The following is a 24,697-nucleotide window of genomic DNA, read 5'->3' on the forward strand; positions in this document are numbered from 1 at the left end:
CAGCTCGCGCTACGGGCTGAAAAGTTTTAGGCAAGCGGGAATACCTCGGGCGCCCGCGCAGTTGATACATGCATACGCATGTAAATCGTGAAAGGCAGGAACCGTGAGCAAGTCAGTAGTCGTCATCAGCGGTGGACTGGGAAGCCCATCGAGCTCCTCTCTACTGGGCCAGCAAATCGGACAGAACATCGCTACCCAGCTGGCTGCCGCTGGCGTGCAGGCCGACGTGGCCAATATCGAACTGCGCGAGCATGCTGGTGAGATCACCAACAACATGCTCACGGGTTTCGCCGCCCCAGGCCTGCAGAAGGTCATCGACGCGGTAGTGGGCGCCGACGTGCTCGTGGCAGTGACCCCGGTCTTCACCGCCTCGGTCTCGGGCCTGTTCAAGTCCTTCCTCGATATCCTGGACCCCAAATCGCTGAGTGGAAAGCCGGTCGTGCTCGCCGCCACCGCGGGAACCCAGCGCCACCAGCTCGCGATTGACTACGCCATGCGCCCGATCTTCTCCTACCTCCGGGCGCAGATCATGCCGACTACGGTCTTCGCGGCCTCCGAGGATTTCGGCGGGCAGGGACTGTCCGGCACGCTGGCCGATCGCGCTCGCCGGGTTGCGCGGGAAGTCGCCCTGGCACTGTCGCTGAGCGAAGGCGAACTATCCGCGGACGCGGATTTGGGCGACACCCGTTCCATCGCCCCGTCGGTCAGCGAATTCGCCGATCCCGATGACGAGCTCACCTCATTGCCGTTCGAGGCGCTGCTGGCGAACCTCAAATCCGGTTCCTGAGCCGGCCTGCCTCCATCATTATGGACCCGTTGTCCTGCATCCATTCGGAGTGCTTGGGAGCGGGGCCATTTTTCGTCCCCATGCTTCTTGTTTCGCTGGGGTATCGAATCCCCGTGAAAGCGAAGCAATATGTTAGTACGATGTGCCATCAAACTGGAACCTCGGTACGATCAAGAACCGTGAGCTAAGTCATTTCTCCGAGATGGCGGCAGCTGAACGAGGTTTGAAGAGTAGTGAAAGGTTTAGCCGTCGATGCTATCCGAGGAAACAATCACGGCCATTGCCGATGAACTGGTCCAGGCCGGCGAGACGCGGACTCCCGTGCCGCGCCTGACCGCGCGTTACCCAGAAATGACGGTAGAGGATTCCTACCGCGTCCAGAACCTGTGGCGCCAGCGGTCCGAAGCGGCCGGCCGTGTGCTGGTAGGCCGCAAGATCGGCCTGACCTCCCGCGCCATGCAGATGGCTACCGGAATTACCGAGCCTGACTACGGGATCATTTTCGACGACATGGTCTACGATTCCGGCGCCAAGCTGAAGTGGGAAGACTTCACCGGCGCCCGCGTGGAAATGGAACTGGCCTTCAAGCTCAAGAAGGATATCGAAGGCCCGCGGGCGAACATCTTCGATGTGCTCGACGCTACCGAATACGTCATCCCGGCTCTGGAAATCCTCGATGCCCGCGTGGAGATGGAAGGCCGCACGATTGTGGACACCATCAGCGACAACGCGGCCATGGGCGCCATGGTGATCGGCGGCAACCCGGTCAAGCCCGAAAGCATCGATCTGCGCTGGGTCTCCGGCATCTTGTTCAAGAACCAGACCGTCGAGGAAACCGGCGTCGCAGCCGGTGTCCTGAACCACCCCGCCGCTGGCGTGTACTGGCTGGCCAACAAGATCGCCCCGCACGGCGACAAGCTCAAGGCCGGGGAAATCATCCTTGCCGGTTCCTTCACCCGCCCCATGTGGGTCAACGCCGGGGACACCGTCTTTGCCGATTACGGACCGTTGGGAACTGTGACATGCCATTTCGAGTAGAGCCGGATCCGTCGCTGAAGGACGCGCTCAAGGACGCCGACCACTCGCTGGCAGGCATCTGGGTCTGCTCGGCCTCCCCGCTGGTCGCCGAGATCTGCGCAGGCGCAGGCTTCGACTGGCTGTTCATCGACGGCGAGCATTCGCCCAACGACCTGCAGAACATCCTGGCCCAGCTGCAAGCGGTGCGCAGCTACCCGGTAGTGCCAGTGGTCCGTCCTGCGGTCAATGACCCGGTGACCATCAAGCAGTTCCTGGACCTGGGCGTGCAGTCGCTGATCATTCCAATGGTCAACGACGCCGAGCAGGCCGCGGCTGCCGTGGCCGCCTGCCAGTACCCGCCCAAGGGCGTGCGCGGCGTCGGTTCCGCGCTGGCCCGCTCGGCCCGCTGGAACCGCATCCCCGACTACCTGACCCGTGCCGACGAGACCATCACCATCATGGTGCAGATCGAAGCGGATGAAGCGGTGCGCAACGTCGAGGACATCGTCGCCACCGAAGGTGTCGACGGCATCTTCATCGGCCCATCGGACCTGGCCGCCTCCATGGGAGTGATCGGCCAGCAGAGCCACCCGGATGTGGTCGCCGCGGTGCACAAGTCCATCAAGACGGCCAAGGCCGCGGGCAAGTATGCCGGGGTGAACGCCTTCGACCAGAAGAGCGCCCGCGAATACATGGCTGCCGGCGCGGACTTTGTCGGCGTGGGCGCCGATGTGGCGTTGCTGGCGCGCGCCACCGAAGCGCTGGCTGCAAGCTTCTCCTCCGAAGCCCAAGGCGCCACCCCGGACAGCTACTAGCCCGGGCGTTCTAGGCAACCCTTCCGCTCATCATTGCGCGTCGATCGAGGCCGGTCGGCGCCAATGGTGGCACCATTGAAGATGATGAGCCGCGAAAAGAAACCCATGAAGGCAGTGATGTTGCGCCTGCGCAACGGCTGGCCAATGCCCCTGGCGTTGCAGGGGGTCTTCGAGATACTGCAATCCGTGGTCTTTTGCCTTGCCCTGATTACGCTGCCGCTGGTCGCCGTCTATTTCAGCGGGGGCTTTCTGGAAGACTCCTTCGAGGCGATCCTGCAGTTCGGCGGCCTCATCTGGCTGCTCGTCCACGGCGTGCCGGTGGAGATCCTGAATCTCGGTCCCGAAGCGGACCCCAGCTCGGTGACCGGATGGCTCACGCTGATCCCCCTGGGGCTGTCGCTGGTGCCCTTCCTGTTCTGCCTGCGAGCCGGGCGGCGCATCGCCCGAGCATCCTACACCGACCAGCTCTGGCAGGGGCTGGCCGGCGCTTTCCTGGCCTACGGGGCCATCGGCACCGGCATCGGTTTCCTTGCCAATAATTCCTATGCGCGGGTCAATATCCTTGCCGCCGCCTTCATCCCGCTGATCATCGCCCTGCTGGGCCTGATTATCGGCGCGCGCCGCGAAGCCGGCTCCTGGGCCCGCTTGTTCGGTGTTGACACGGCCGCCTATATCCAGCGGATCTCGCCGCATCGCCGCTGGGCCGGATCCTATGTCTGGCATGTGATCGTCGCTGGGTTCCTCGGCTATGTGGCCGCCGTGGGAATCTCCGGGTTGCTGCTGACCATCAACCTCGGTGTGCACTGGACCGATGTCGCCAACGTGTCCCAGGAGCTGCGCCCGGGACCGATCGGCTCGGCAGCGCTGACCCTGGTGCAGCTGTCCTTCATCCCGAATGCGGTGTTCTGGGTCTTGTCGTGGATCAGCGGCGGCGGGTTCAGCATCGGCACCGGCAGCACCCTGTCCACCCTGGAAACCACGGTGGGCCCGCTGCCGTCGATTCCAATGCTCGCGTCCCTGCCCTCCGGGGACATGGCGCACCAATGGCTGTTCCTGCTGATCCCGGTGGCCGCAGGCATCGTGGCCGGCTGGTACTTCCTGCGCGTGGGCGAGAACCACCTCGAAGACTGGTTTGCCCGCAGGATTCCCTTCAATGCCTTGTCGCTTGGGGCCTCGACCGCATGCTTGGCGGTCTTCACCGGGGTCGTGACCGGGCTGCTGAGCCTTGCCGGTTCCTGGCTCTCTTCCGGTTCCCTGGCCATCGGCCGGCTGGTCGAGATCGGCCCGAACATGTGGGCCACCGCCGGCGCCCTGGCACTGCAAATCGGCTTGGGCACCGCCATCGGCTACCTGATTGCCCCGCTCTTCGAAACCGACCCGGTGCTCGAAGGCTAGGTCAGGCTGGCCAGCACCAGCGGGTCGCCCTCGGGGCGGTTGATGGTGATTTGTCCCAGCGTCGCGGCGGTTGATTCTTCCATCACCAGCAGCACGGAGTCGTTTTCGGCTACTACCTGGATATCCTCGGCGGCAAGCTCAGGGTGCGAGGCGCGCATTTCGGAGACGGCGTTCTGAACCGTCTCGTCGCTGATGCCGGCAGGCATCAGGTAGGTGACGATTTCGAGGCTGTCCTCGCCGCCGTTGACCTTGAGCGGGACACCGTTCTGCACCACGTAATCCATCGTCGGGCAGGTGGTCCCGGCGATCTCGTAGTCGCCGCCCTCTTCCACCGGTTCGGGAATGGCCACCATGCACAGTTGGCCTTCGTTGCCGATGGCTACATAATGCCGGCCGAAGTCCGAGGTGGCCAGCAAGTGGCGGGTTTGCGGGTCGTAGGATTCGGTATCCTCGAAGCCCTCGGGAAGCTTGTCGTCATCGTCCTGAGTTTGCGCAAGCAGCGGCAGGTACTCTTCAGCAGAAGGGACCGGAACATCGCTTGGTTCGCTCTGGGGAGTTCCGGCCGAACATGCCGTCAGGGTGAGCAGCCCGGTGATTGCCAGTGCAGAAACTTTTCCGAAATATGCCTTTGGCATGGACGCCTGGCTCCTTACGTAGATCTGTTTTCGCGCATACGCCAAGAAGTCTAGCCAAAGGCCACAACCCATTCCATTCACCTGCTGGGTCCGTGTCGGGCGCAGTTAGCTGATTTCCACACCCAGATCCCACAGGTGATGCACGAGATCATGCCAGGCATACTGGTTCAGCGTTTCCACGGTAAACGCGGCGCCGTTCGAGCGCAGGCCGCGGCGGGAATACTGCGCCGGATCCAGGCTCTCCAGTATCGCGGCGTAGCCCGCGGCATTCTTCCGCAGCAGCTCGGCGACCTGACCGGCTCCCAGCGCGTTGTAGTTTCCCGCCTCGGCCGCCTGGTCCTGGTCCCAGTTGGGGAACTCCGGTTCATCGCGTTCCAGCATCAGGGTGAAGCGCCCGGTCATCACCTCAAGCATTTCGGCGACGTGCGCCACGTACTCCTGCTCGCTCCAGCGCGCAGGGTTGGTGCGGGTGGCCGCCTCGGGACGTGAGAGCACCGAGATGTAGCGCTCCACGAGTCCCGGCAGCTGCTCAATGGCATCGCCCGGCGAGATGCCGCGCACGTCATAGCCGCACTGCTCGCACACCGTATCCAGGACAATTGTCCAGTCCTTGCCATCGGGAACTATCTGGCTCATCAAAACCTCCACCTCGAACTGCGCTGTTAAGGCCAGTCTATGGCCGGTACAGCACGCGGGCATCGAATATGGCGGCAACAGAGGAAACGCAGTGCAACATTGCGTCCGGGTTCAAGGGAGGCAAGAAGCGAACCGTAGAATTGAACCCATGCGCATTGTGGTTTTGGTTTCAGGTACCGGTTCTAATCTCCAGGCAGTCATCGATGCCGTGGCCTCCGGCGAGCTGCAGAATGTCCAGATCGCTGCCGTCGGCGCAGACAAGCACGGCACCTACGGGGTGGAACGCTCGGCCGCCGCCGGCATCGAGACCTTCGTGGTGAACTTCAAGGACTACGCGGACCGCGGAGACTGGAACCACGCACTGACCGAAAAGTGCCTGTCCTACGCCCCGGACTATGTGGTGTCCTCCGGATTCATGCGCATCGTCGGCGAAGAGTTCATCAATGCCTTCGACGGCACCTACATCAACACCCACCCGGCCCTGCTGCCGTCCTTCCCGGGCGCCCACGGCGTGCGCGACGCCCTGGCCTATGGCGTGAAGGTCACCGGCTGCACCGTGCACATTGCGGATGCCGGGGTGGACACCGGTCCGATCCTGCGCCAGGAAGCCGTGGCCATCGAGGACACCGACACCGAAGAGTCCCTGCACGAGCGCATCAAGGTGGTTGAGCGCCGCTTGCTCATCGCCACCCTGGCGGATCTGGCCCGGGGCAACTAGCCGGCGGCCCACCACGTAAAATTGGTGGGGAGATGAATGAACTGACACCGTTGCCCGGGCAGGCAACCGAAACCGAACTGTTCACCGACGAGGAACTAGCGACCGCGCTGAAGGTGCTCTCCGTGGTGCACACGCTGGACTCCGAGGACGAACGGCATATCGCCGTGCGCCGCGCGACCAGCAACATGTTCAAGGCTGCCAAGCGCTACCGCAAATCGCAGAAGCGCGCCGAGATCAGCGCAGCGGACCGCGCGCTGATCGAGCGGACCGCCACCGGCTCGCCGCAGCGGCTGGACGACGAGACCCTGGGCCTGGATCTGAGCACCCCGACCCAAGGGCAGAGTGCCGGGGAATTCCGCAAGCCGCGCGGCTGCTACATCTGCAAGCAGCGCTACACCACGGTGGATGCCTTCCACCATTACCTCTGCCCTGACTGCGCGGCCGCCGGGCGCGAACGCCGCGATGCCCGCGCCGACCTGTCCGGCAAGCGGGCGCTGCTCACCGGCGGCCGGGCGAAGATCGGCATGCATATCGCCCTGCGCCTGCTGCGCGATGGTGCCCACACCACCATCACCACGCGCTTCCCCAAGGACGCTGCCCGGCGCTTCGCCGCATTGGAGGACAGCGCGGACTGGATGCACCGGCTGCGCATCGTGGGCATCGACCTGCGCGACCCGGCCCAGGTGATCTCGCTGGCCGACCGCGTCGCGGCCGAGGGCCCGCTGGACATCCTGATCAACAATGCCGCGCAGACCGTGCGCCGCACCGCGAACTCCTACCAGCACCTGATCGAATCAGAGCAGCAGCCGCTGGCCGGTGAACTGGCCTCCGGGCACGGTGGCCCGGAACTCTGGGGCGAGGCGAACCCGCCGGCCGAGCACCCGCGGGCGCTGGCCAGCGCCTTCCGGCTGGAGGATTCCGCGCTGCTGTCCCCGAGCACGCTGGGCAGCTACGACGCGCAGCAGCTCGCGGACCTGGCGATGACCGCCGGTTCCGCCTCCCTGGAGCGCATTGCCGCGGGCACCGCCATCGATGCCGGGGGACTGGTGCCGGATGTGGTCACGGAGAATTCCTGGACCCAGATCCTCGGGGATGTGGATGCCTTGGAGATGCTGGAGGTGCAGCTGTGCAACGTCACCGCGCCCTTCCTGCTGGCCTCCCGGCTGCGCCCTGCCTTGGCCGCCTCGAAGGCCCGGCGCAAGTACATCGTGAACGTCTCGGCCATGGAGGGCCAGTTCTCCCGCCGCTACAAGGGCGCCGGGCACCCGCACACCAACATGGCCAAGGCCTCGCTGAACATGCTCACCCGCACCAGCGCCGAGGAAATGCTCGCCACCGACAGGATCCTGATGACCGCGGTGGACACCGGGTGGATCACCGATGAGCGCCCGCACGATTCCAAGGTGCGCATGGTCGCCGAAGGCTGGCACGCCCCGCTGGATTTGATCGACGGCGCCGCCCGTGTCTACCAGCCAATCGTCGATGGCGAGCGCGGCATCGACCTGTACGGCTGCTTCCTCAAGGACTACCAGCCCTCGCCGTGGTAGGAAGCAGCGCGTGATGCGCCTGGGCTAGGACGCACCCTGTCGGCCCAGCGGCACCTCGGCCAGCACCGCCGAGAAGGCATCGCGCAGCTGGATCATCGAAAAGTCGTTCAGCATCACTGGAACGGCGCCGGTCATCTGCGTCGTGCCCGTGTCGGTGGTCAGCCAGGCTCCAACCTGCTCGGCGCTTCCCGCCGCATCCAGCACCCACAGCGAAAGCGGGGCCGGCGCTGACTTGGGTGTTGCCTCCACCGGTTTGGGAGATGTTGTGGTGGATTCGCAGGGCATGACACTGTACTACTTCACCAAGGATGAGAAGGGAACGTCGAGCAGCGTGTGCACCGGCGATTGCCTGGCCAAGTGGCCGATTTCCACGGCCGTGAGCGATGAACCGGTTCTGGAGGGCGTCGCCGGCGAAGCCGGCACCATAGAAAGCCCCGATGGCGAAAAGCAGGTGACCCTCAACGGCATGCCCCTGTACACCTTCGCCAAGGATGCCAAGCCCGGAGATACTGCCGGGCAAGGCGTTGGCGGGGTCTGGTTCGCAGTGGTTCCCGACGGGACAATAATCCAATAATCCCTGGCAATCATCGTCGGGAAACGGGCCGGGCCGGCACGCGAAGCAGCATGCCGGCCCGGCCTGTGGATCCTGCGGCTACTTGGCCACGGCGAAGCGCAGGGTGCGTACCTCGAATGCGCCCAGCTTCAGTGGCACTGCTCCATCGGCCAGTTCGATGCGCTGCCCGTCCAGTTCGTCTTCCAGCAGGCTCACGGTGGATGCCTGGGCGATCTGCGCATTGACCCGCAAGTTGCCGCTGGCACGGCGGCCCAAGGATTCATAGACGCGCACCACCAGATCGCCGGAGCGGTCGGCCGCCAGCTTCACGCTGGAGATCACCAGCCCCTCGCCGGATACCTCAACCAGCGGGTCCACGCCTTGCGCGCCGTCGATGACGCGCTCTGCGCTGTTCAGCAATGCGCCGGCTGCCGTTGCCGTGGCCACATCCGCGCCGATGACCAAGCCGTAGCGGTGGGTCTGCACGCCCTGGTCGGTTTCCGGGTCGGGGAAGCGCGGAGCACGCAGCAGGGACAGTCGGATGGTCGTGGTGACCTCCGCGTCCTTGGCATCACGGGTGACGTCGAAACCGTAGATGGAATCATTGACCAGCGCTGCGCCGAAGCCGGGCTCCTCGGCCAGCACGAAGCGGTGCATCGAGGTTTCGAATTTCGCCGCTTCCCAGCTGGTATTCACGTGGGTGACGCGCTTGTGGTAGCCGAACTGCGTTTCGGCAATGGCATGCTCTGCTCGGATATCCAGCGGGAAAGCGACCTTCAGGAACTTCTCGGCCTCATGCCAATCGGTGCTCTGCGAGATCTGCAAGGTCCGCGAGCCCGGAGCCAGCGACAGTTCCTGCACCAGCGTGGACTGCGAGAAGCTGCGGGCAATCGTGACGACCTGGCTGCCGTCCTCGCGCGAGGACAGCTCAAGGCTGTCGAGCTCGCGCAAGTCGGTGACTTGGTTGCGGTAGTACTTGTCCACGTCCCAGGCATCCCACATGTTCGGGAAGTCCTGGTGCAATTGCAGCAGGTTCGCCTCCTGGCCTGCGGCGATGGCTTCGCGGCCGGTGGCCAGGTCCACGGCGGAGGTCAGCAAGCCCTGGGCATTGATGGCCACACGAACCAGCGAGTTCTCCAGGACATAGCCGCCGTCAACGGCGGTTGCCCTGACCGGGGACGCGGCAGCAGGCTGCACCGGCTTGGCCTGTCCGAAGGCCAAGGAATTGCGGGTGAACGCGGCGCCGTTGAACGCAATCGGGGTGGATCCTTCGCCGGCCAGCTGCTGCTGGGCGGTGCGGATCAGTGCTTCGGCCTGCTCGATGACCTGCGCATAGCGGGCCACGACCTCGCGGTGCACCCACGCAATCGAGGTGCCGGGCAAGATGTCGTGGAACTGGTGCAGCAGCACCGTCTCCCACAGTTCGTCAAGCAGTTCATAGGGATAGTCGGCTCCGGTGCAGAGCGCAGCGGTGGCGGCCCACAGCTCGGCTTCGACTAGCAGCTGCTCGGTGCGCCGGTTGCCCTGCTTGGTCTGGTGCTGGCTGGTCAGCGTGGCGCGGTGCAATTCCAGGTAGAGCTCCCCGACCCAGACCGGAGGGTTGGGCAGCTCGGCCTTGGCCCGGTCGAAGAAGTCGTTGGGGTGTTCCCAGGCCACCTTCGCGCTGCCTTCCAGGTTGGCCAGGCGCTTTGCCTTGCCGGTCATTTCGCGGGTGGTGCCGCCGCCGCCATCGCCCCAGCCCACCGGCGCGATGGAATTGTTCGTGACCCGCGCTTCGCGGAACTGGCGCGATGCCTTGGCGACTTCCTCGCCTGAAAGCTGCGAATTGTAGGTATCCATCGACGGGAAGTGGCTGAACATGCGCGAACCGTCAATGCCTTCCCAGTCGAAGGTGTGGTGCGGGAACTTGTTCTGCTGGTTCCAGGAGATCTTCTGGGTGAAGAACCATTCGAAGCCGGCACGGCGCATCAGCTGCGGCAGGGCGGGGGAGTAGCCGAAGGAGTCCGGAAGCCAGACGCCCTTCGAGGTGATGCCGAATTCCTTGCGGAAGAAATTCTGGCCGTAGAGGAACTGGCGGATCAGTGATTCGCCCGAAGGCATCACGGTGTCGGATTCCACCCACATGCCGCCCAGCGGCAGGAAACGCCCGTCGGCTACCGCCTGCTTGACCCGCTCCCAGACTTCCGGGCGGTGGGTCTTGAGCCACTTGTACTGCTGGGCGCTGGACATGCCGTAGAGGAATTCTTTCTCGTCGCCCAGCAGCTCCACCATCGAGGAGCAGGTGCGCGAGACCTTGCGGATGGTTTCGCGCAGCGGCCACAGCCAGGCCGAGTCGATGTGCGAGTGGCCGATGGCCGAAATCTGGTGGGCACTGTGCTCAGCCGGGGCGGCCAGGACCGAGGCGAGCTCATCGCGGGCGGCCTGCGCGGTCTGCGCGATGCGCTGCAGATCCAGCACGTCCAGGGCGTTGTCCATGGCCTGCAGGATCTGCATCTTGCGCGGCGTTTGCCCAAGCTGCTCCTGCAAATCCAGCAGCACTTCCAGATCCAGGGACAGCTCATGCACCACGGGCTCGAAGACCGCCAGGTCCATCCGGCGGGTGGTGTACAGGCGGCGCGAAGAGGAGGTAAGGATATCGCCCTGCTCGGTGGGCAGGAACGGGTGGTAGTCGAGCAGCACCGGGTTGGAGGCGGCTTCCAGGTACAGGTCGATGACCTCATCACCTTCGGCGCAGGCGGTGATCGGCACCCATTGGTTGCGCGGATTGATCGCCTTGATCGTGATGCCGTCGGGGCGGTACACCAGGCCCTCGCATTGGAAGCCGGTCATGTTGACGTCAAAGCCCAGATCAATCACCGCTTCGACGCGGCGTCCCGCCCACTGCGCCGGTACCCGGCCCTGCAGATGGAACCAGGTGGTGCCCCACGCCGCGCCCCAAGGCGTGCCAACGGCGGTTGGCTGGTAGTCCAGTGCCAGGCCCTGCGACGGGGCGACCGGCTCGCCGGGCAGCTCATGCCATGACAGATCCAGCGGCAGGGTTTCCGAATATATCGCTGGAAGGATACGTTCGCTCAGAACGCGGCGGACGCGTCCGATGGTCAGGGAAATATCGTCGTGCATCAGGGCCTTCCGTTTGTGCGCTCCGCAGAAAATGAGCTCCCTAGCCAGACTACCGAAATATCAGGTGCTGAGCTGGTCCAACTCGCGTTCGCCAGAAGTCGGCAGGGCTCAGGCCGCGTCGTCCTCGCCGCCGGTGACATCTTGGTCGAGGGCATCGCGGACGAAGTCCCCGCCCAGCGGTTCGGTATCCCAGCGCGCCAGTGACCACTGCCCGCCGACGCCCAGCTCCAGCAGGGAACCGCCAGTGTTCTCGATGACCAGCTGCGATGCCGCATCGGGGGACATCTTGGTGGCCCAGGCGCTGAAGACGCGAATGGCCGCACCATGGCTGAAAACCGCTGCGGTTCCCGAGTAGTCCTGCGCTTGCGCGATGGATTCCAAGGCTTTGGAATAGCGCTCGATGAAGTCGTAGCCGTTCGGCCCGCCGGGCATTTTCTGCTCCCAATCGCCGTGCATCCAGGAACGCAGGCACATGACATAGGCAGATCGCGATGCCTCATCTGCCAGCATTTCCAGCTCGCCCGCCGAGATCTCTTCAAGGCCGTCCATGATGTGCACCGGTTCTGCAATTGACTCGCTCAGCGGCTGGGCTGTGAGCTGCGTGCGGTTCAGCATTGAGGCGTAGATCGACTGCAGCTGCCCGTTACTGAATACCTGCGGCAGGGCGCGAGCCTGGCGATGGCCCAGCGGTGTGAGGCTGGCACCGGGAAAAGCGGTATCGAGCTTCCCGGCAACATTCGACGGGGTTTGCCCATGTCTGATGAGTTGAAAACGCATATCCTCTGCTTCCTTGGCCTAGCGGTCCTGGATCCTAGGGATAGCACGGTTTCGCGCAAACGCGGAATGGCTTCTCGCACGGAAGAAACATTTTTATCTGGAATGATGATTTCCGCTTCGTCTCAGCACTGCCCGTCCGCTATCGTAAATTCGACAGGTGGCAAGCCGCGACCTGGAAGTTCCCGCAGATCGGAATCCGCTCATGCGTTCAGATGCTCTTCGGCGACGTGAGAACATCCTTCGAGTTGCTCGTGAATTATTCGCCGAACACGGAGCCCAGATCGCAATGGAAACCATCGCAGAGGCAAGCGGTGTCGGCATCGGCACGCTCTACCGGAACTTCGCTGATCGGCTGGCATTGGTTGAAGAAGTCACCCTCGTCATGCTGGAGGATATCCGCAGCGCCTCGCAGCAGGCGATCGAGCGGCTTGAGGCAAATGACGCAGAGGGCTGGGACGTCCTGCTGGGCACGCTGATCGAGCAGAACCTCGGGGCGCTGAGCGAAGCATTGGGGCTGCAGCTGCCCAAGAAGGTCAGCCCGCGCATCCTCGAAGCCCAAAACGAGGCCGCCAAGACCCTGAACTCCGCCTTGGAACTGGCCAAGAACGCCCAGCTGGTCCGCGCCGACATCTCAGGGCTGGAACTGATTGCCGCCGTCGGGTCCATGACCCGCCCGCTGCCTCGGGCCTTCAGCAACTCCCAGCCCGGCCTGGAAGGGCGCATTGTGCAGATCATGAGTGACGGCTTGCGCCCGCAACCTGCGCAGAACTAGAAAATGCCGGCACCAATGGTGCCGGCATTCGCTATTGGGGGAGAGATTCAGTCCAGCCGCAGTCCGCGGGTTTCCGGGGCGAAGCGTGCCATGAACAGGATGGCCAGCAGCACCAGCGCGGTCGCGCCGGCAAACAGCCAGCCCAGCCCCACCACGGGCCATAGCGCCGCGAAAATCAGCGGGCCGAAGCCGGCGGCAAAGCGCGACATGGTCGAGGCCCAGCCGAAGCCGCTGGCCCGCAGCTCGGTGGGGTACAGCTCCGAAACGTAGGCATACAGTACCGGAATGGCGACCTGGACAATGACGCCGAAGACCAGCACCCAGCCAATCGCGGCCGCCGGGACGTCGAGGTTCTGCGCGACGATGACCAGCACGAGGCCGGAGAGCGGGGCGGAGATCGCCAGCAGCCATTTGCGGCCGACCCGCTCCACCAGCAGGGCAGCCAGCACGACGCCTGCCAGGCCCATCAGTGCCATCACCGCGGTGGCGAAGAAGGAGGCGGACTGGGCCATTCCGGCTTCGGTGAGGATCGACGGCAGCCAGGTCAGCGCCAGGTAGTAGACCAGCAGAATGGTCATGAACAGCAGCCAGCTGGTGGCGGTGATCTTCCATGAATACCGCCACAGCGAGGCCACCTGCTCCCACCAGCGCGGAGCCTTCTCCAGCTCCACCGGCTCGATCACGTAGTCCCGCTTGGTTGCCCCAGTGCGTTCCACCAGCTGGTCGATGACCGCACGGGCTTCCGCATCCCGGCCCTTGGCCGCCAGGAACAGCGGGGACTCGGGCATGGAGCGGCGCACCAGATACACCATGAACGCCGGCAGGATCATGACTGCCAGGATCAGCCGCCAATTATCCGCGGTGGCCATCACCCATCCGGAGACGAAGAAGGACAGCGCCGCGCCCACCGGCCACCAGCCGTCCATGGCGGTGAGCACGCGTCCGCGCAGCTTCGCCGGCGTGAATTCGCCAACCAGCGCATAATCCACCGGGATGCAACCACCCAGGCCGACACCGGCCAGGAAGCGGAAGGCGACGAAGAAGCCGAAGTTCGGCGACAGCGCACCGAGGACGGTGAACAGCGAGAACATCAGCAGCGTCAGGCTGAAGGCGTTCTTGCGCCCGTACTTGTCGGCGATCCCGCCCCAGAGGAACGCGCCCACGGCCATGCCCACCAGGTTGGAAGTGCCCAGCAGGGCTGCGGTGGGACGATCCAGTCCCCATTCCTCGGCGACCAGTGGAATCAGTGCGCCGTTGAGGGTGACGTCCCAGGCGTCGAACATGAAGCCGAGGCCGCCGATAATGAAAATGGTGCCCTGCACCTTCCATTTGAATGGCAGCTCTTGCACGATGGTCGTGCCAGAGGGCAGGGGTGCTGAAGACACAGTGGTGCACCTTTCGGTGTGCGAGCGGAATTGGTGTGTACCGCGTGAAGCATAACTGAAAACCCGGGTGCAGGTGTAGCTCTCTACGCTTCTTCTCGCGCCGCGTCAAGGCCTGTTGCAAGCGACGGCAAGGGAGTAATCTTCGGACATGGGAGTAGATTGGACCGCTCTCGAAGAGGCTATACGGGTGACTGCCCTTCGACACGCAGCGGAAGTGATAGCTGGACACCCGGACCAAGACTTCTATGCCATTGCCCTGCATGGCGTCAGCACCGAGGAAAGCGAAACCATCGCCATGCCGTTGCTGGCCCTGAACTCGGTGCAGGCCCTGGAACGCGACCGCCTCACCGAATCCCGCGAGCAACTGGTGGAACGCGGCGAGGACGCCGATGAGCCTGCCGAATACGAGGATCGCCCCGATGCCGAAGGCGATGGAGGCCTTGAACCTGAATCCGTCACATTGGAAGAAGATTCGCTGCTGATCTCGGATTCCGAGGACGAGGATGACGAGCAGGAAGATGACGAGGACTCCGATGGGGAAGACCTTGACGACGTTCTGGCCTCCTTGGAAGCGGATCTGGAAGAAGACGACGCCGAAAGCTTCTACTCGGATAAGTGGGAGCCCAGCGATTGGCACTGGTCATCCATTGATTTATGCGAGGATCCGGCGGCTACCCTGTGGTCTGATGCGATGACCGGGCTGGCCGCACGCGAAGGCTGGGAACCGACCATCAAGCGCTACTACCACACGCTGGTTGCGGTGGCCCGTTCCTTGCGCGAAGAGTTGAACGAACGGACAAAGGTCGATCTTGTGGCCTATGTCGCAGATGAGGAGCATGCCGAGAAGCTCCTGCAGCTTTGCCTGACTGACAAGCAGCTTTCCACGTATTTCCCGCAGCTTTCCGCCCTGTCCGAAGGGGCTTGACACGAACTGAAATTCCGGTGCCTTCGTTGGTTAGAATGTTGGCGGTGGCCTCTGCGCTGCCCGCCCCATTCATTCTCACCGCCGGGAGAAAAATTTCGTGAGTAAGACCGTGCTGGACAAAGTCGCTATCCGTCGCGCGCTGATTTCCGTCTACGACAAGACCGGCTTGGAGGAACTGGCCGCCGGATTGCACGCTGCAGGCGTGCAGCTGGTATCCACCGGTTCCACGGCCAAGAAGATCGCCGCTGCTGGAATTCCCGTGACCGAGGTCGAGCAGGTGACCGGTTCCCCTGAAATGCTCGACGGCCGCGTCAAGACCTTGCACCCGCGCATCCACGGCGGCATCCTTGCCGACCGCCGCGTCACCGAGCACATGGACACCCTTTCCTCGATGGACATCGAGCAGATCGACCTGGTCGTGGTGAACCTGTACCCATTCGTGCAGACCGTTGCCTCCGGCGCCTCCCAGGACGAAGTGGTCGAGCAGATCGACATCGGTGGCCCAGCCATGGTCCGCTCGGCAGCGAAGAACCACGCCGCCGTCTCTATCGTGGTTGACCCGGCGTTCTACCCGCAGGTCATCTCCGCTGCCTCCGAAGGCGGCTTCGATCTGAAGACCCGCCAGCGCCTGGCCGCCAAGGCCTACGCGCACACCGCAGCCTACGACACCGCGGTCGCTTCGTGGACCGCCAGCCAGTTCCTCGACGAGGACGGCGACGGCGTCATCGATTGGCCAGCCTATGCAGGCGTGGCCCTGCAGCGCGCCGAGGTGCTGCGCTACGGCGAGAACCCGCACCAGCAGGCAGCGCTCTACGTGGATGAGGCCGCCCCGGCCGGCATCGCCCAGGCCGACCAGCTGCACGGCAAGCCAATGAGCTACAACAACTACGTGGACGCGGATGCCGCACTGCGCGCCGCCTACGATTTCGAGAAGCCGGCTGTTGCCGTCATCAAGCACGCCAACCCCTGTGGTGTGGCAGTGGCTTCGGATGGTGCTGCGGACCCGATTGCCGACGCGCACCGCAAGGCGCACGCTACCGACCCGGTATCCGCATTCGGCGGCGTGATCGCTGCGAACCGCACGGTCACCAAGGAAATGGCCGAAACCGTCAAGGGCATCTTCACCGAAGTAGTCATCGCCCCGGACTTCGAAGAGGAAGCAGTACAGATCCTCTCGGCGAAGAAGAACATCCGCCTGCTGGCCCTGCCAGATGGCTATGGCCGCAACAAGAACGAATTCCGCCAGGTCTCCGGCGGCATGCTGGTCCAGGCCGGCGACAAGATCGACGCCGAGGGCGACACCCCGGCGAACTGGACCCTGGCCGCCGGCGAGGCAGCTGACGCCGCGACCTTGGCAGATCTGGAATTCGCCTGGAGCGCCGTGCGCGCCGCGAAGTCCAATGCGATCCTGCTGGCCAAGGACGGTGCCGCCGTGGGCATCGGCATGGGCCAGGTCAACCGCATCGACTCCTGCAAGCTGGCAGTAGAGCGCGCCAACACCTTGGGCGTGCAGGTCGAGTCCGGCGCAGATGCCGCCGGGGGTGCCGAAAACGCTGATGGCGCAGCTTCCGAGCAGCGCGCACAGGGCGCCGTGGCCGCTTCGGATGCGTTCTTCCCGTTCGCCGATGGCCTGCAGATCCTGATCGACGCCGGCGTCAAGGCTGTCGTGCAGCCAGGCGGCTCGGTACGCGATGAGGAAGTCATCGCGGCCGCGAACGAAGCTGGCATCACCATGTACTTCACCGGTGCACGCCACTTCTTCCACTAGGAACTAGCCACGCCTTTTCGGGCCGTGCAGCCAGCGCTTGCCGCGCTGGCTGCACGGCCCGCGGCGCTTAACGGGTTGCAACGCAGGTGCTGATTCGCAATTCTTGCCCTGAGGCTGGAATCGCCGGAGCTCGGGATTGATCCCCGGCATCAGTGTTGAAGTCACCGGCGCCACGTTCCCAACCCGTCGCGGCGTGTTCGTCTCGGCGTTGGTCGCGGTCCTCGCGGCACTGCTCTGGGCCATCATCGCCCCGGCCAATTTCGCCCAGCGCGGTTGTCATGTTGGAAGGCCGGGTTTACTGGGCATGGATAAAATGCGATGGTCCTGGTGGCACCTATCTGCAGGACATTGACACTGAAGAGTGGTCAGTTTGTGGTTTCGTGCGGAACGACAACGATCTGCACTGTGTCTTCGTAGATGATTCTCCCCGGATCATCACTGACAAGTCGCACAACTTCCACGCCATGCCGTGCAAGAAGTTCCAAGTACGGCTCGACGCGTTCCAACAGGTGTGTTGCGGTGTCCTTGAACCAAGCTGCTGCGCTGGGATTCACCTGAGGATTGTAGACTTCCGGATTCGATGCCGCCGGATCCGGATATGCAGCATTGAACCAGTCATTTCCAGACCTCCAAGCAGCCCATTCAGCATCGCTCAATTTGCCCTCGCGGGCGAGATTATTGGCAAGTCCGAAGACACCGGGGAATATTCCTCGATGATTCGGAACGCCCGCTTGGTACCGGATATGCATTTGCTGTGGTGGCTCCTCGTGCTCGCAGCTGGTTAACACCCTCACAGTCAACCAGATCCAGCGGCCAAAGCATTGCTGCAGGGCGTGGACGTATGGATTTTGCACTGGTAGATTCGAGGCATGTTCCGTTCATAAAGTTTTCTCTCAACTATTTCAGAAAACCTAACGAATGGATTTGCCATGCCCTCGGACGTTCTACAAGTTGACCTTCATCAATCAGATCTCACTCCTGCAGTGTCTTCGTACGCGGATATCTGCAATGCCAAATCATCTTCCTCGGTAGCCCTAGCTGCTGCGTACTTCGCGGCATACCCGCCGGGCATTGCGGCTGCAACACTTGCCGAAGCGCAAACCGAGATGGAGGAAACCTTTGCCCACGAGTTCGGCCAACTCGTCGAAGATGCTTCTTTCGTAGCGTTGCACCTGGGAAAGCCGATTGGGGCGATTTTTGTTGTCGAAGAATCGATTTGGGATGAAGACCTGTTGGGGCCATTCATCATCGACCTCTTCGTTGATCCACAGCATCAGGGACATGGACTGGGCAATTCCTTGATCGTCGCTGCCATGACCGCTTGTAAGAAGCGAGGTGCTGACACGTTGAGTCTAAGGATCGGCGATGGAACCTCTGGCGCAGCGTTAGAACTATATCGACGACTTGGGTTCAGGTTGTTGTCCTAGCCGAATAGCGGCGGAGTCATCAGTATGGTTGTCGAAGCATGGCCTCGCCGCAATCTTCGCCTTCGTGAGTTTCCAATGGTGCCGATAGGCGTCCGGCTTCAGTTGAAAACTAATCCACGTGCAAGTTGCGCCAGCCGTTGATGCGAGGGGGTTGGGAAGCCCGCGCAACGCGGCCGAATCTGTATTTTCCGAAACGGAGCACTACGAAATATAAAATTTGTCTCTGGCTGCAGGCCACCACGTTTCCACTACGGGCTATTGCGCTATTTTGTGCTGGTGAAGCGGGATTTTTATTCTGACGCCAACCGTTGGTGCTGAATCACTAATCGCCGCAGCTGCTCTGCGTGTTGTGTCCGGCAGGTAAATTGTTCAACAACCTGTTGCCAAAGTTGTTGAACAACCTGTAAAGTCGTCTCCATCATATTGACCTTGTGACGGTTGTCACCACTATCGCATTGGAACGTCAGCATGGCACTTCCTGAGTCAACATCCCAAACCAGCAAGGCACGGCGCACAGCGCTGCTCGGTGCCATGTTCCTGATGGCCACCAGCGCCATCGGCCCGGGCTTCATCACCCAGACCACAGAGTTCACGGTCCAAATTGGCGCGGCCTTCGCCTTCGCCATTGTCGTCTCCATCCTGGTGGACATCGCCGTCCAGCTGAATGTTTGGCGCGTCATCGGCGTTTCCGGCATGCGTGCCCAGGAACTGGGCAACAAGATCCTGCCGGGCATCGGCTGGTTCCTGGCCGCGCTGGTCTTCATCGGCGGCATGGTCTTCAACATCGGCAACATCGCCGGTACCGGCCTGGGCCTGAACGCCATGTTTGGCGTTGATGCAAAGATCGGTGGCGCCATCTCCGCGGTCGTTGCCATCTTGATCTTCCTGTCCAAGAAGGCAGGCATGGCTCTGGACCGCATCGTGGTGATGCTCGGCGCCGTGATGATCCTGCTGATGCTGTACGTGGCAATCGTGGCGGCCCCTCCGGTGGGCGACGCGATCCGCAACGTGGTGCTCCCAGAGGAGATCGACTTCCTGATCATCACCACCCTCATCGGCGGCACCGTCGGCGGCTACATCACCTACGCTGGCGCCCACCGCATGATCGATTCGGGCACCTCGGGCGTGGAACACGTCAAGGCGATCTCCAATACCTCCACCCTGGCGATTATCGTCACCGGCGTCATGCGCGTGCTGCTCTTCCTCGCGATCTTGGGCGTTGTGGCCGGTGGCGTCGCATTGACCAGTGACAACAAGGCGGCTGAGGCCTTCGGCCACGCGGCTGGCCCGATCGGCATCCGTGCCTTCGGCGTCATCCTCTGGGCCGCAGCACTGACCAGCGTGATCGGTGCCGCCTACACCTCGGTTTCCTTCATCACAAAGCGCACCACCCCGGAGCGCACCCGCAACCTGATCACCGTGGCCTTCATCGTGGTCTGCGGCATCATCTACATGTTCCTGGGCCAGGCGCCAGCAACCCTGCTGATCTTCGCCGGCGCCTTCAACGGCCTGATCCTTCCCGTGGGCTTCGCGGTACTGCTCTGGGTGGCATGGCGCCGCCGCGACCTGCTCCACGGATACAACTACCCCAAGGTCCTGCTAGTTATCGGCGCCTTGACCTGGCTGCTCAGCGTCTATCTCGGCTGGAACTCGATTTCGGGTCTGGCAGCACTCTGGAACAGCTAGGAGAAAGGCAATCATGAGGGACCTATCAAGCCTCGGCAAAGCCGAACGTGCGGCAATGGCCCCGAGCGAGGCCCGCGAGCTGTTCCGTGCCGGACAGGTGCTCCCGACCGCGGGAATCAGTGCCGGATACGCGCAGGCAAACCTGATCATCGTTCCCCAGGAGCTGGCTTTCGATGTGTTGCTCTTTGCCCAGCGCAACCCCAAGTCTTGCCCGATCCTCGGTGTCCTGGAAGCCGGGCAGACCAGCAACGAGTTGCTGGAAGGCGGAGATATCCGCACCGACGTGCCGAAGTACATGGTTTACGAAAACGGGGTCAAGGTGGCTGAACCCACCGACCTGTCCGAGTACTGGCGTGATGATCTGGTGACCTTCATTGTCGGCTGCTCGTTCACCTTCGAGAGCGCACTGATGGAAAGCGGCATTTCCATCGCGCATATCGACCAGGGTGTGAACGTGCCAATGTACAAGACCAATATCCGCTCGCAGTCCGCCGGCGCGATGTCAGGTCCGATGGTGGTCTCCATGCGCCCGATTCCCGCCTCGCAGGTGGCCGACGCGGTGCGGATTACCTCCCGCTATCCGGCCGTTCACGGGGCGCCGGTGCATATCGGGAACCCGGAAGAGCTGGGCATCAAGGATTTGGGCGCACCGGACTTCGGCGATGCAGTGCGGATCCCGGAAGGGACGATTCCGGTGTTCTGGGCCTGCGGTGTCACGCCGCAGGCGGCAGTGATGGAGTCCCGCCCGGCGTTGGCCATCGGCCATGCGCCAGGGCACATGCTCATCACCGATATCAGGGATTCCCAGTACCAGGTTCCCTAGCCCCCATAGACTGAACGCGGTGGCCTTCCCCCAAAAGGCTGCCGCGTTCACTTCTTTAACTGTTCTGCTGCTGTACCCAGGTCTGGACTTCAGCAAGCAGCTCCTGCTTGGATGCTTCATCCAGGAAGGTGGATTCCAAGGAATTGCTCGCCAGCGTGGCCAGCTGCTCGGTGCTGAAATTGAAGCTTTCCATGAGCGAGGCGAAGTTGGCATCCATGTATCCGCCGAAATAGGCAGGATCATCGGAATGCACCGAAACCTTCAAGCCTTTCTCGAGCATCTGCGGCAGCGGATGGTCTGCCATAGTGTCCACTGCCCGCAATCGGATGTTGGACAGCGGGCAGACGGTCAACGGCATCTGCTCCTCGACCAGGCGCTGGACCAGCGCCGGGTCATCAAGGCAGCGGATGCCGTGGTCCACGCGCTCAACCTTCAGCAGGTCCAGCGCTTGCCAGATGTAGTCTGCCGGTCCTTCCTCGCCCGCGTGGGCTACGACGTGCAGACCGTGGGCGCGGGCGTAGTCGAAGACTTCCTGGAACAGCTCGGGCGGGAATCCCAGTTCCGAGGAATCCAGGCCGATGCCGTCGATGTCGTGCTTCTCTGCGACCATCAGCTTCATCAGTTCCATTGCTTCGGCCGCCGGGGCATGGCGCCAGAAGCAGGCGATGAGCTTGTGGGAGATTCCCCAGCGCTCCAGCCCCACATTCAGGCCGGCACGGATGCCGGCAATGACATCGCCCAGGCCCAAGCCGCGCTGGATGTGGGCCTGCGGGTCGAAGAACAGTTCCACATGGCGCACGCCCGAGTCATGGGCGCGCTGCAGGTAGGCCAGGGTAATTTCACGGAAGTCCTCAGCCGTGCGCAGCACCACCATGTTCTCGTAGAACAGGTCGAGGAATGACTGCAGATTGCTGAATTCGTATTTTGCGCGCAGCTGGTCAACGGAGGCGTACGGCAACTCGACACCGTTCTTTGCCGCCAGCTCCATGATCATCTCTGGCTCCAGCGTTCCTTCAAGATGAATATGCAATTCGGCTACGGGCAATTTCACGGACTCAGCGACCTTCCAAGCTGGGGAGAACTTCCGAGGCCGTAATGAAACGGCGACGGCACGCAATGGTTTCGTTAAACCATACGTTGGCTATCTATGTGCTTGCTTGGGTTGCGGTTGGCTCAGCGGCAGCAGCTGGAAGGCATCCAGCTGCTGCTCGCATAGGGAGGCAAGGACACCGAAAATACACCGTGGAACCGCATGGAACGGTGGCTGCAGTGGAGAATACCCGGGAAGATCCCGGAATTCGCGTCTAGGGCCACAGCGGAAGATGCGCGCTGCAGCGTCGACGGATTGAATTCTGGAAACACGGATCCACCCGCAGGCCAGTGGGATAATCCAAAGGCGACTGAGAGGGAAATCGCACACAGAAAGGGCAATGACCAGCTGGAAAGCTAGTTGGAGCGTTCCTCGATGTGGTTTAGCAGTTCGGCCTCGGCGGCGTCGAGGTATTCGCGCAGGCTATCGGCAGCCTCCATGCGCTTTCCGGCGCGCAGCAACTCCAGCAGTTGGGCATTGCGCTCTACATAATGCGAATGGAAATCCGGGGCATCGCTCATTGCATGGAAGACCAGGCGCATGCGGGCCAGCACACGGCCCATCAGCTCCTGGAGCAGATCGCTATCCGAGGAGGCCACCAGCTGTTCGTGGAATGCCTGGTTGGCGCTGGCCATCCGCGGCACATCGCCAGCAGCCAGTCCTGCTTGCGCCTCGGCGATGATCTCTTCCAGCCGGTCCAGGTCCAGGCCCTCGCCCCAGGCCAGGCAAGCCGGCTCGACGGTGCGGCGCACCGCATAGATTTCCCGTACGTCATCAGCATCCGGCGAGGCCACGAAAACACCACGGTTGGGGATGCGGGTGATGATCAGCTCGCTATTGAGCAAGGTGAAGCTTTCGCGCAAGGTATTGCGCGAAAGCCCCAGCGATTCAGCCAAGGCCTGCTCGGAAAGCTTGTCCCCGGGCAGCAGCTCTCCTTCGGCGATGCGGCGGCGCAACACGCTTGCCGCCCAGGGTCCACTGTGCGCGTGGGGAGCCTTGGCTTGCTGCGAGATGCTGTTGGTGGCGTTCATGCTTCCAATTTATCCCAACTGGCCTGTGCCGTTGGACGGCGTGGCCACGACGCTAGCTGATGGTGCCCAGGGTGTCGCCGCGGCGCAGGGCCGCCCCGGCGCCCAGATCCGCGGCCTGGAAGATGCCACCGCGGTGCGCGGTGATGGTGGATTCCATCTTCATCGCCTCGACAATGGCTACGCTCTGCCCTTCGGTGACCTCGCTGCCATCTTCCACGGCGAAGCGGACCAGGTTCCCGTCCATGGTGCTGCGCACCGCGGCGGCATCCACTGCTCCGCCATCCTCATCCTGCGAGGCGGCGGTGCCGGCACCCGAGGTATTGCGCAGGGCATTGGTCAGCGCCGCCGGAAGACCGAGCTGGACAGCCTTGCCATCGAGCTCAATGGTGATAGTCTCGCGGCTGGTATCGCGCTGGTCCAGATCCATTTCGTCGCTGGCTTCGACTTCGTTGAGGAACTCGTCCTCGATCCATGTGGTGTAGACACCCAGCGAATCGCCGTTGAACGCCTCATGCTCGATCACTGCACGGTGGAAGGGCAAGACCGTGGGGACTCCGGCAATGCTGATTTCCTCCAGAGCCAGGCGGGCCCGGCGGATGGCCTGGTCGCGGTCCGCCCCGCGCACGATCAGCTTCGCGATCATCGAATCATAGAACGGGGGAATGACCGAGCCGCTGCGCACGCCCGAGTCCACGCGCACGCCGGCCCCGGTGGGCGCTTCGAAGCGTTCAACGGTGCCTGGCGCCGGCAGGAAGCCGCGGGCCGGGTCCTCGGCGTTGATGCGGAATTCGATGGCGTGGCCGGTTGGCTGTGGATCTTCGGTGATGGACAGCGGCAGGCCGTCGGCGATGCGGAACTGCTCGGCCACCAGGTCAACCCCGGAGGTTTCTTCGGTGATCGGGTGCTCCACCTGCAAACGGGTGTTGACTTCCAGGAAGGAAATCAGCCCGTCCTGGGCCACCAGGTATTCCACGGTGCCAGCCCCGACATACCCGGCTTCCTTGCAGATCGCCTTGGCGGATTCATGGATCCGGGCGCGCTGCTCATCGGTCAAGAACGGCGCCGGGGCCTCTTCCACCAGTTTCTGGTGACGGCGCTGCAGCGAGCAGTCGCGGGTGCCAACCACCACCACATTGCCGTGGGTATCGGCAAGCACCTGTGCCTCGACGTGGCGCGGCTTGGATAGGAAGCGTTCCACGAAGCACTCCCCGCGGCCGAAGGCCACGGTGGCCTCGCGGGTGGCGGATTCGAAGGCATCGGAGATCTCCTCCATGGCGTGGACAATCTTGATGCCGCGCCCGCCCCCGCCGAAAGCTGCCTTGATGGCCACCGGAACGCCGTGCGCTTCGGCGAAGGCGCGCACCTCGCTGGCATCGGCCACCGGGCCGTCGGTGCCGGGGGCCAGCGGTGCGCCGGCGCGGACCGCGATCTGCCGGGCGGTGACCTTGTTGCCCAGGGCCTCGATGGCTTGCGGCGACGGGCCGATCCAGCTCAACCCTGCATCGATGACTGCCTTGGCGAAGTCCGCGTTCTCCGAGAGGAAACCGTAGCCCGGGTGCACCGCGTCGGCTCCACTGCGCTTCGCGATGTCGATGATCTTCTCGATATCCAGGTAGGTCTCCGCCCCGGTGGAGCCGTGCAGCGGGTACGCCTCGTCGGCGCGGCGCACATGCAGCGCGTCGGCATCCGGATCAGAGTAGATGGCTACCGAAGCAATATTCGCGTCGGCGGCAGCCCGGGCAATGCGGACAGCGATTTCGCCTCGGTTGGCGATGAGTACTTTCTTCATG

The 24,697-nt window shown here is 63.1% G+C and carries 24 protein-coding genes; 13 read left to right on the forward strand and 11 right to left on the reverse strand.

Annotation, left to right across the window (positions count from 1 at the left end; genetic code table 11):
• Positions 1-103: 103 nt before the first annotated feature.
• The 4 genes from JOE62_RS04530 (at position 104) to JOE62_RS04545 (ending at position 4,014) form a co-directional block, all read left to right on the forward strand.
• On the forward strand, positions 104-787 hold the full coding sequence (locus tag JOE62_RS04530; RefSeq protein WP_204720680.1) for a CE1759 family FMN reductase: 684 nt from the start codon (positions 104-106) through the stop codon (positions 785-787).
• A 252-nt stretch (positions 788-1,039) separates the two neighbouring features.
• The gene (gene hpaH / locus JOE62_RS04535) at positions 1,040-1,825 is read left to right on the forward strand and encodes a 2-oxo-hept-4-ene-1,7-dioate hydratase (RefSeq protein WP_038989991.1); all 786 of its coding nucleotides are present in this window, start codon (positions 1,040-1,042) and stop codon (positions 1,823-1,825) included.
• Positions 1,810-2,619 (forward strand): aldolase/citrate lyase family protein, encoded by an 810-nt coding sequence (locus JOE62_RS04540; protein ID WP_204720682.1) that lies wholly within the window; start codon positions 1,810-1,812, stop codon positions 2,617-2,619. The genes hpaH and JOE62_RS04540 overlap by 16 nt, the downstream gene beginning before the upstream one ends.
• Before the next feature lie 105 nt (positions 2,620-2,724).
• Positions 2,725-4,014, forward strand: coding sequence for a cell division protein PerM (locus tag JOE62_RS04545; RefSeq protein ID WP_038989990.1), 1,290 nt, complete (start codon positions 2,725-2,727; stop codon positions 4,012-4,014).
• Here the strand turns inward: JOE62_RS04545 and JOE62_RS04550 are convergent.
• Positions 4,011-4,649, reverse strand: a complete 639-nt coding sequence (locus JOE62_RS04550; protein WP_204720684.1) for a hypothetical protein — start codon at positions 4,647-4,649, stop codon at positions 4,011-4,013. The genes JOE62_RS04545 and JOE62_RS04550 overlap by 4 nt on opposite strands.
• Positions 4,650-4,754: 105 nt before the next feature.
• Positions 4,755-5,285, reverse strand: coding sequence for a DinB family protein (locus tag JOE62_RS04555; protein ID WP_204720686.1), 531 nt, complete (start codon positions 5,283-5,285; stop codon positions 4,755-4,757).
• Positions 5,286-5,433: 148 nt separating this feature from the next.
• On the opposite strand from JOE62_RS04555, the gene purN reads away from it, so the two are divergent.
• Positions 5,434-6,003, forward strand: a complete 570-nt coding sequence (purN, locus tag JOE62_RS04560) for a phosphoribosylglycinamide formyltransferase (protein ID WP_204720688.1) — start codon at positions 5,434-5,436, stop codon at positions 6,001-6,003.
• Positions 6,004-6,035: 32 nt separating this feature from the next.
• Positions 6,036-7,550: an SDR family NAD(P)-dependent oxidoreductase gene (locus JOE62_RS04565; protein WP_204720690.1), complete on the forward strand. Its 1,515-nt coding sequence runs from the start codon at positions 6,036-6,038 to the stop codon at positions 7,548-7,550.
• A gap of 24 nt (positions 7,551-7,574) precedes the next feature.
• Here the strand turns inward: JOE62_RS04565 and JOE62_RS04570 are convergent, their stop codons facing one another.
• Complete coding sequence (locus JOE62_RS04570) at positions 7,575-7,799, reverse strand: hypothetical protein (protein WP_204720691.1); 225 nt, start codon at positions 7,797-7,799, stop codon at positions 7,575-7,577.
• Between the two features lie 16 nt (positions 7,800-7,815).
• Here JOE62_RS04570 and JOE62_RS04575 point away from each other — a divergent pair, with 16 nt between their 5' ends.
• Entirely contained in the window at positions 7,816-8,124 is a 309-nt protein-coding gene (locus tag JOE62_RS04575) for a COG4315 family predicted lipoprotein (RefSeq protein ID WP_204720693.1), read from the forward strand.
• Between the two features lie 78 nt (positions 8,125-8,202).
• On the opposite strand, the gene JOE62_RS04580 is transcribed toward JOE62_RS04575, so the two are convergent.
• Both JOE62_RS04580 and JOE62_RS04585 read right to left on the reverse strand, forming a co-directional pair.
• Positions 8,203-11,223: an alpha-mannosidase gene (locus tag JOE62_RS04580; protein WP_204720695.1), complete on the reverse strand. Its 3,021-nt coding sequence runs from the start codon at positions 11,221-11,223 to the stop codon at positions 8,203-8,205.
• A 108-nt stretch (positions 11,224-11,331) separates the two neighbouring features.
• Positions 11,332-12,000 carry a histidine phosphatase family protein gene (locus tag JOE62_RS04585; protein ID WP_204720697.1) on the reverse strand — a complete coding sequence of 223 codons (669 nt, stop codon included), beginning with the start codon at positions 11,998-12,000 and terminating at the stop codon, positions 11,332-11,334.
• 202 nt (positions 12,001-12,202) lie between these two features.
• On the opposite strand from JOE62_RS04585, the gene JOE62_RS04590 reads away from it, so the two are divergent.
• Positions 12,203-12,772, forward strand: a complete 570-nt coding sequence (locus tag JOE62_RS04590; RefSeq protein WP_204720699.1) for a TetR/AcrR family transcriptional regulator — start codon at positions 12,203-12,205, stop codon at positions 12,770-12,772.
• Positions 12,773-12,819: 47 nt separating this feature from the next.
• On the opposite strand, the gene JOE62_RS04595 is transcribed toward JOE62_RS04590, so the two are convergent.
• Positions 12,820-14,157 carry an MFS transporter gene (locus JOE62_RS04595; RefSeq protein WP_204720701.1) on the reverse strand — a complete coding sequence of 446 codons (1,338 nt, stop codon included), beginning with the start codon at positions 14,155-14,157 and terminating at the stop codon, positions 12,820-12,822.
• A gap of 187 nt (positions 14,158-14,344) precedes the next feature.
• Here JOE62_RS04595 and JOE62_RS04600 point away from each other — a divergent pair, with 187 nt between their 5' ends.
• Complete coding sequence (locus JOE62_RS04600) at positions 14,345-15,082, forward strand: hypothetical protein (RefSeq protein ID WP_204720703.1); 738 nt, start codon at positions 14,345-14,347, stop codon at positions 15,080-15,082.
• A gap of 97 nt (positions 15,083-15,179) precedes the next feature.
• A complete protein-coding gene (gene purH / locus JOE62_RS04605) occupies positions 15,180-16,850 on the forward strand; it encodes a bifunctional phosphoribosylaminoimidazolecarboxamide formyltransferase/IMP cyclohydrolase (protein WP_204720705.1) in 1,671 nt (556 codons plus the stop codon).
• A gap of 365 nt (positions 16,851-17,215) precedes the next feature.
• Here the strand turns inward: purH and JOE62_RS04610 are convergent, their stop codons facing one another.
• On the reverse strand, positions 17,216-17,704 hold the full coding sequence (locus tag JOE62_RS04610) for a hypothetical protein (protein WP_338085744.1): 489 nt from the start codon (positions 17,702-17,704) through the stop codon (positions 17,216-17,218).
• 180 nt (positions 17,705-17,884) lie between these two features.
• Positions 17,885-18,133: a hypothetical protein gene (locus tag JOE62_RS16185; RefSeq protein ID WP_239543191.1), complete on the reverse strand. Its 249-nt coding sequence runs from the start codon at positions 18,131-18,133 to the stop codon at positions 17,885-17,887.
• Between JOE62_RS16185 and JOE62_RS16730 the strand changes: the two genes are divergently transcribed.
• The 3 genes from JOE62_RS16730 to JOE62_RS04625 all read left to right on the forward strand — a co-directional run bounded on the left by JOE62_RS16730 (position 18,017) and on the right by JOE62_RS04625 (position 20,786).
• Positions 18,017-18,277, forward strand: a complete 261-nt coding sequence (locus JOE62_RS16730) for a GNAT family N-acetyltransferase (RefSeq protein WP_420842190.1) — start codon at positions 18,017-18,019, stop codon at positions 18,275-18,277. The genes JOE62_RS16185 and JOE62_RS16730 overlap by 117 nt on opposite strands.
• A 468-nt stretch (positions 18,278-18,745) precedes the next feature.
• On the forward strand, positions 18,746-19,963 hold the full coding sequence (locus JOE62_RS04620; RefSeq protein WP_204720710.1) for an NRAMP family divalent metal transporter: 1,218 nt from the start codon (positions 18,746-18,748) through the stop codon (positions 19,961-19,963).
• A gap of 13 nt (positions 19,964-19,976) precedes the next feature.
• Positions 19,977-20,786, forward strand: coding sequence for a putative hydro-lyase (locus JOE62_RS04625; RefSeq protein WP_204720712.1), 810 nt, complete (start codon positions 19,977-19,979; stop codon positions 20,784-20,786).
• 55 nt (positions 20,787-20,841) lie between these two features.
• Here the strand turns inward: JOE62_RS04625 and JOE62_RS04630 are convergent, their stop codons facing one another.
• The 3 genes from JOE62_RS04630 to JOE62_RS04640 form a co-directional block, all read right to left on the reverse strand.
• On the reverse strand, positions 20,842-21,837 hold the full coding sequence (locus tag JOE62_RS04630) for an adenosine deaminase (protein ID WP_204720714.1): 996 nt from the start codon (positions 21,835-21,837) through the stop codon (positions 20,842-20,844).
• Between the two features lie 395 nt (positions 21,838-22,232).
• Positions 22,233-22,907 carry a GntR family transcriptional regulator gene (locus JOE62_RS04635; protein ID WP_204720716.1) on the reverse strand — a complete coding sequence of 225 codons (675 nt, stop codon included), beginning with the start codon at positions 22,905-22,907 and terminating at the stop codon, positions 22,233-22,235.
• Positions 22,908-22,959: 52 nt separating this feature from the next.
• Positions 22,960-24,696 (reverse strand): acetyl/propionyl/methylcrotonyl-CoA carboxylase subunit alpha, encoded by a 1,737-nt coding sequence (locus tag JOE62_RS04640; RefSeq protein WP_204720718.1) that lies wholly within the window; start codon positions 24,694-24,696, stop codon positions 22,960-22,962.
• Position 24,697: the final 1 nt, after the last annotated feature.

Origin of the sequence: Glutamicibacter nicotianae, from assembly GCF_016907615.1 — a bacterium.
GTDB lineage: Bacteria > Actinomycetota > Actinomycetes > Actinomycetales > Micrococcaceae > Glutamicibacter > Glutamicibacter nicotianae.

Excerpts from the sequence above, each read along its gene's own strand:
- hpaH (WP_038989991.1), top strand. The coding sequence starts at position 1,040 with ATGCTATCCGAGGAAACAATCACGGCCATTGCCGATGAACTGGTCCAG.
- JOE62_RS04540 (WP_204720682.1), top strand. The coding sequence starts at position 1,810 with ATGCCATTTCGAGTAGAGCCGGATCCGTCGCTGAAGGACGCGCTCAAG.
- JOE62_RS04545 (WP_038989990.1), top strand. The coding sequence starts at position 2,725 with ATGAAGGCAGTGATGTTGCGCCTGCGCAACGGCTGGCCAATGCCCCTG.
- JOE62_RS04550 (WP_204720684.1), bottom strand. The coding sequence starts at position 4,649 with ATGCCAAAGGCATATTTCGGAAAAGTTTCTGCACTGGCAATCACCGGG.
- JOE62_RS04555 (WP_204720686.1), bottom strand. The coding sequence starts at position 5,285 with ATGAGCCAGATAGTTCCCGATGGCAAGGACTGGACAATTGTCCTGGAT.
- purN (WP_204720688.1), top strand. The coding sequence starts at position 5,434 with ATGCGCATTGTGGTTTTGGTTTCAGGTACCGGTTCTAATCTCCAGGCA.
- JOE62_RS04565 (WP_204720690.1), top strand. The coding sequence starts at position 6,036 with ATGAATGAACTGACACCGTTGCCCGGGCAGGCAACCGAAACCGAACTG.
- JOE62_RS04580 (WP_204720695.1), bottom strand. The coding sequence starts at position 11,223 with ATGCACGACGATATTTCCCTGACCATCGGACGCGTCCGCCGCGTTCTG.
- JOE62_RS04585 (WP_204720697.1), bottom strand. The coding sequence starts at position 12,000 with ATGCGTTTTCAACTCATCAGACATGGGCAAACCCCGTCGAATGTTGCC.
- JOE62_RS04590 (WP_204720699.1), top strand. The coding sequence starts at position 12,203 with ATGCGTTCAGATGCTCTTCGGCGACGTGAGAACATCCTTCGAGTTGCT.
- JOE62_RS16185 (WP_239543191.1), bottom strand. The coding sequence starts at position 18,133 with ATGTCCCTGATGCTGTGGATCAACGAAGAGGTCGATGATGAATGGCCC.
- JOE62_RS04620 (WP_204720710.1), top strand. The coding sequence starts at position 18,746 with ATGGCACTTCCTGAGTCAACATCCCAAACCAGCAAGGCACGGCGCACA.
- JOE62_RS04625 (WP_204720712.1), top strand. The coding sequence starts at position 19,977 with ATGAGGGACCTATCAAGCCTCGGCAAAGCCGAACGTGCGGCAATGGCC.
- JOE62_RS04635 (WP_204720716.1), bottom strand. The coding sequence starts at position 22,907 with ATGAACGCCACCAACAGCATCTCGCAGCAAGCCAAGGCTCCCCACGCG.
- JOE62_RS04640 (WP_204720718.1), bottom strand. The coding sequence starts at position 24,696 with ATGAAGAAAGTACTCATCGCCAACCGAGGCGAAATCGCTGTCCGCATT.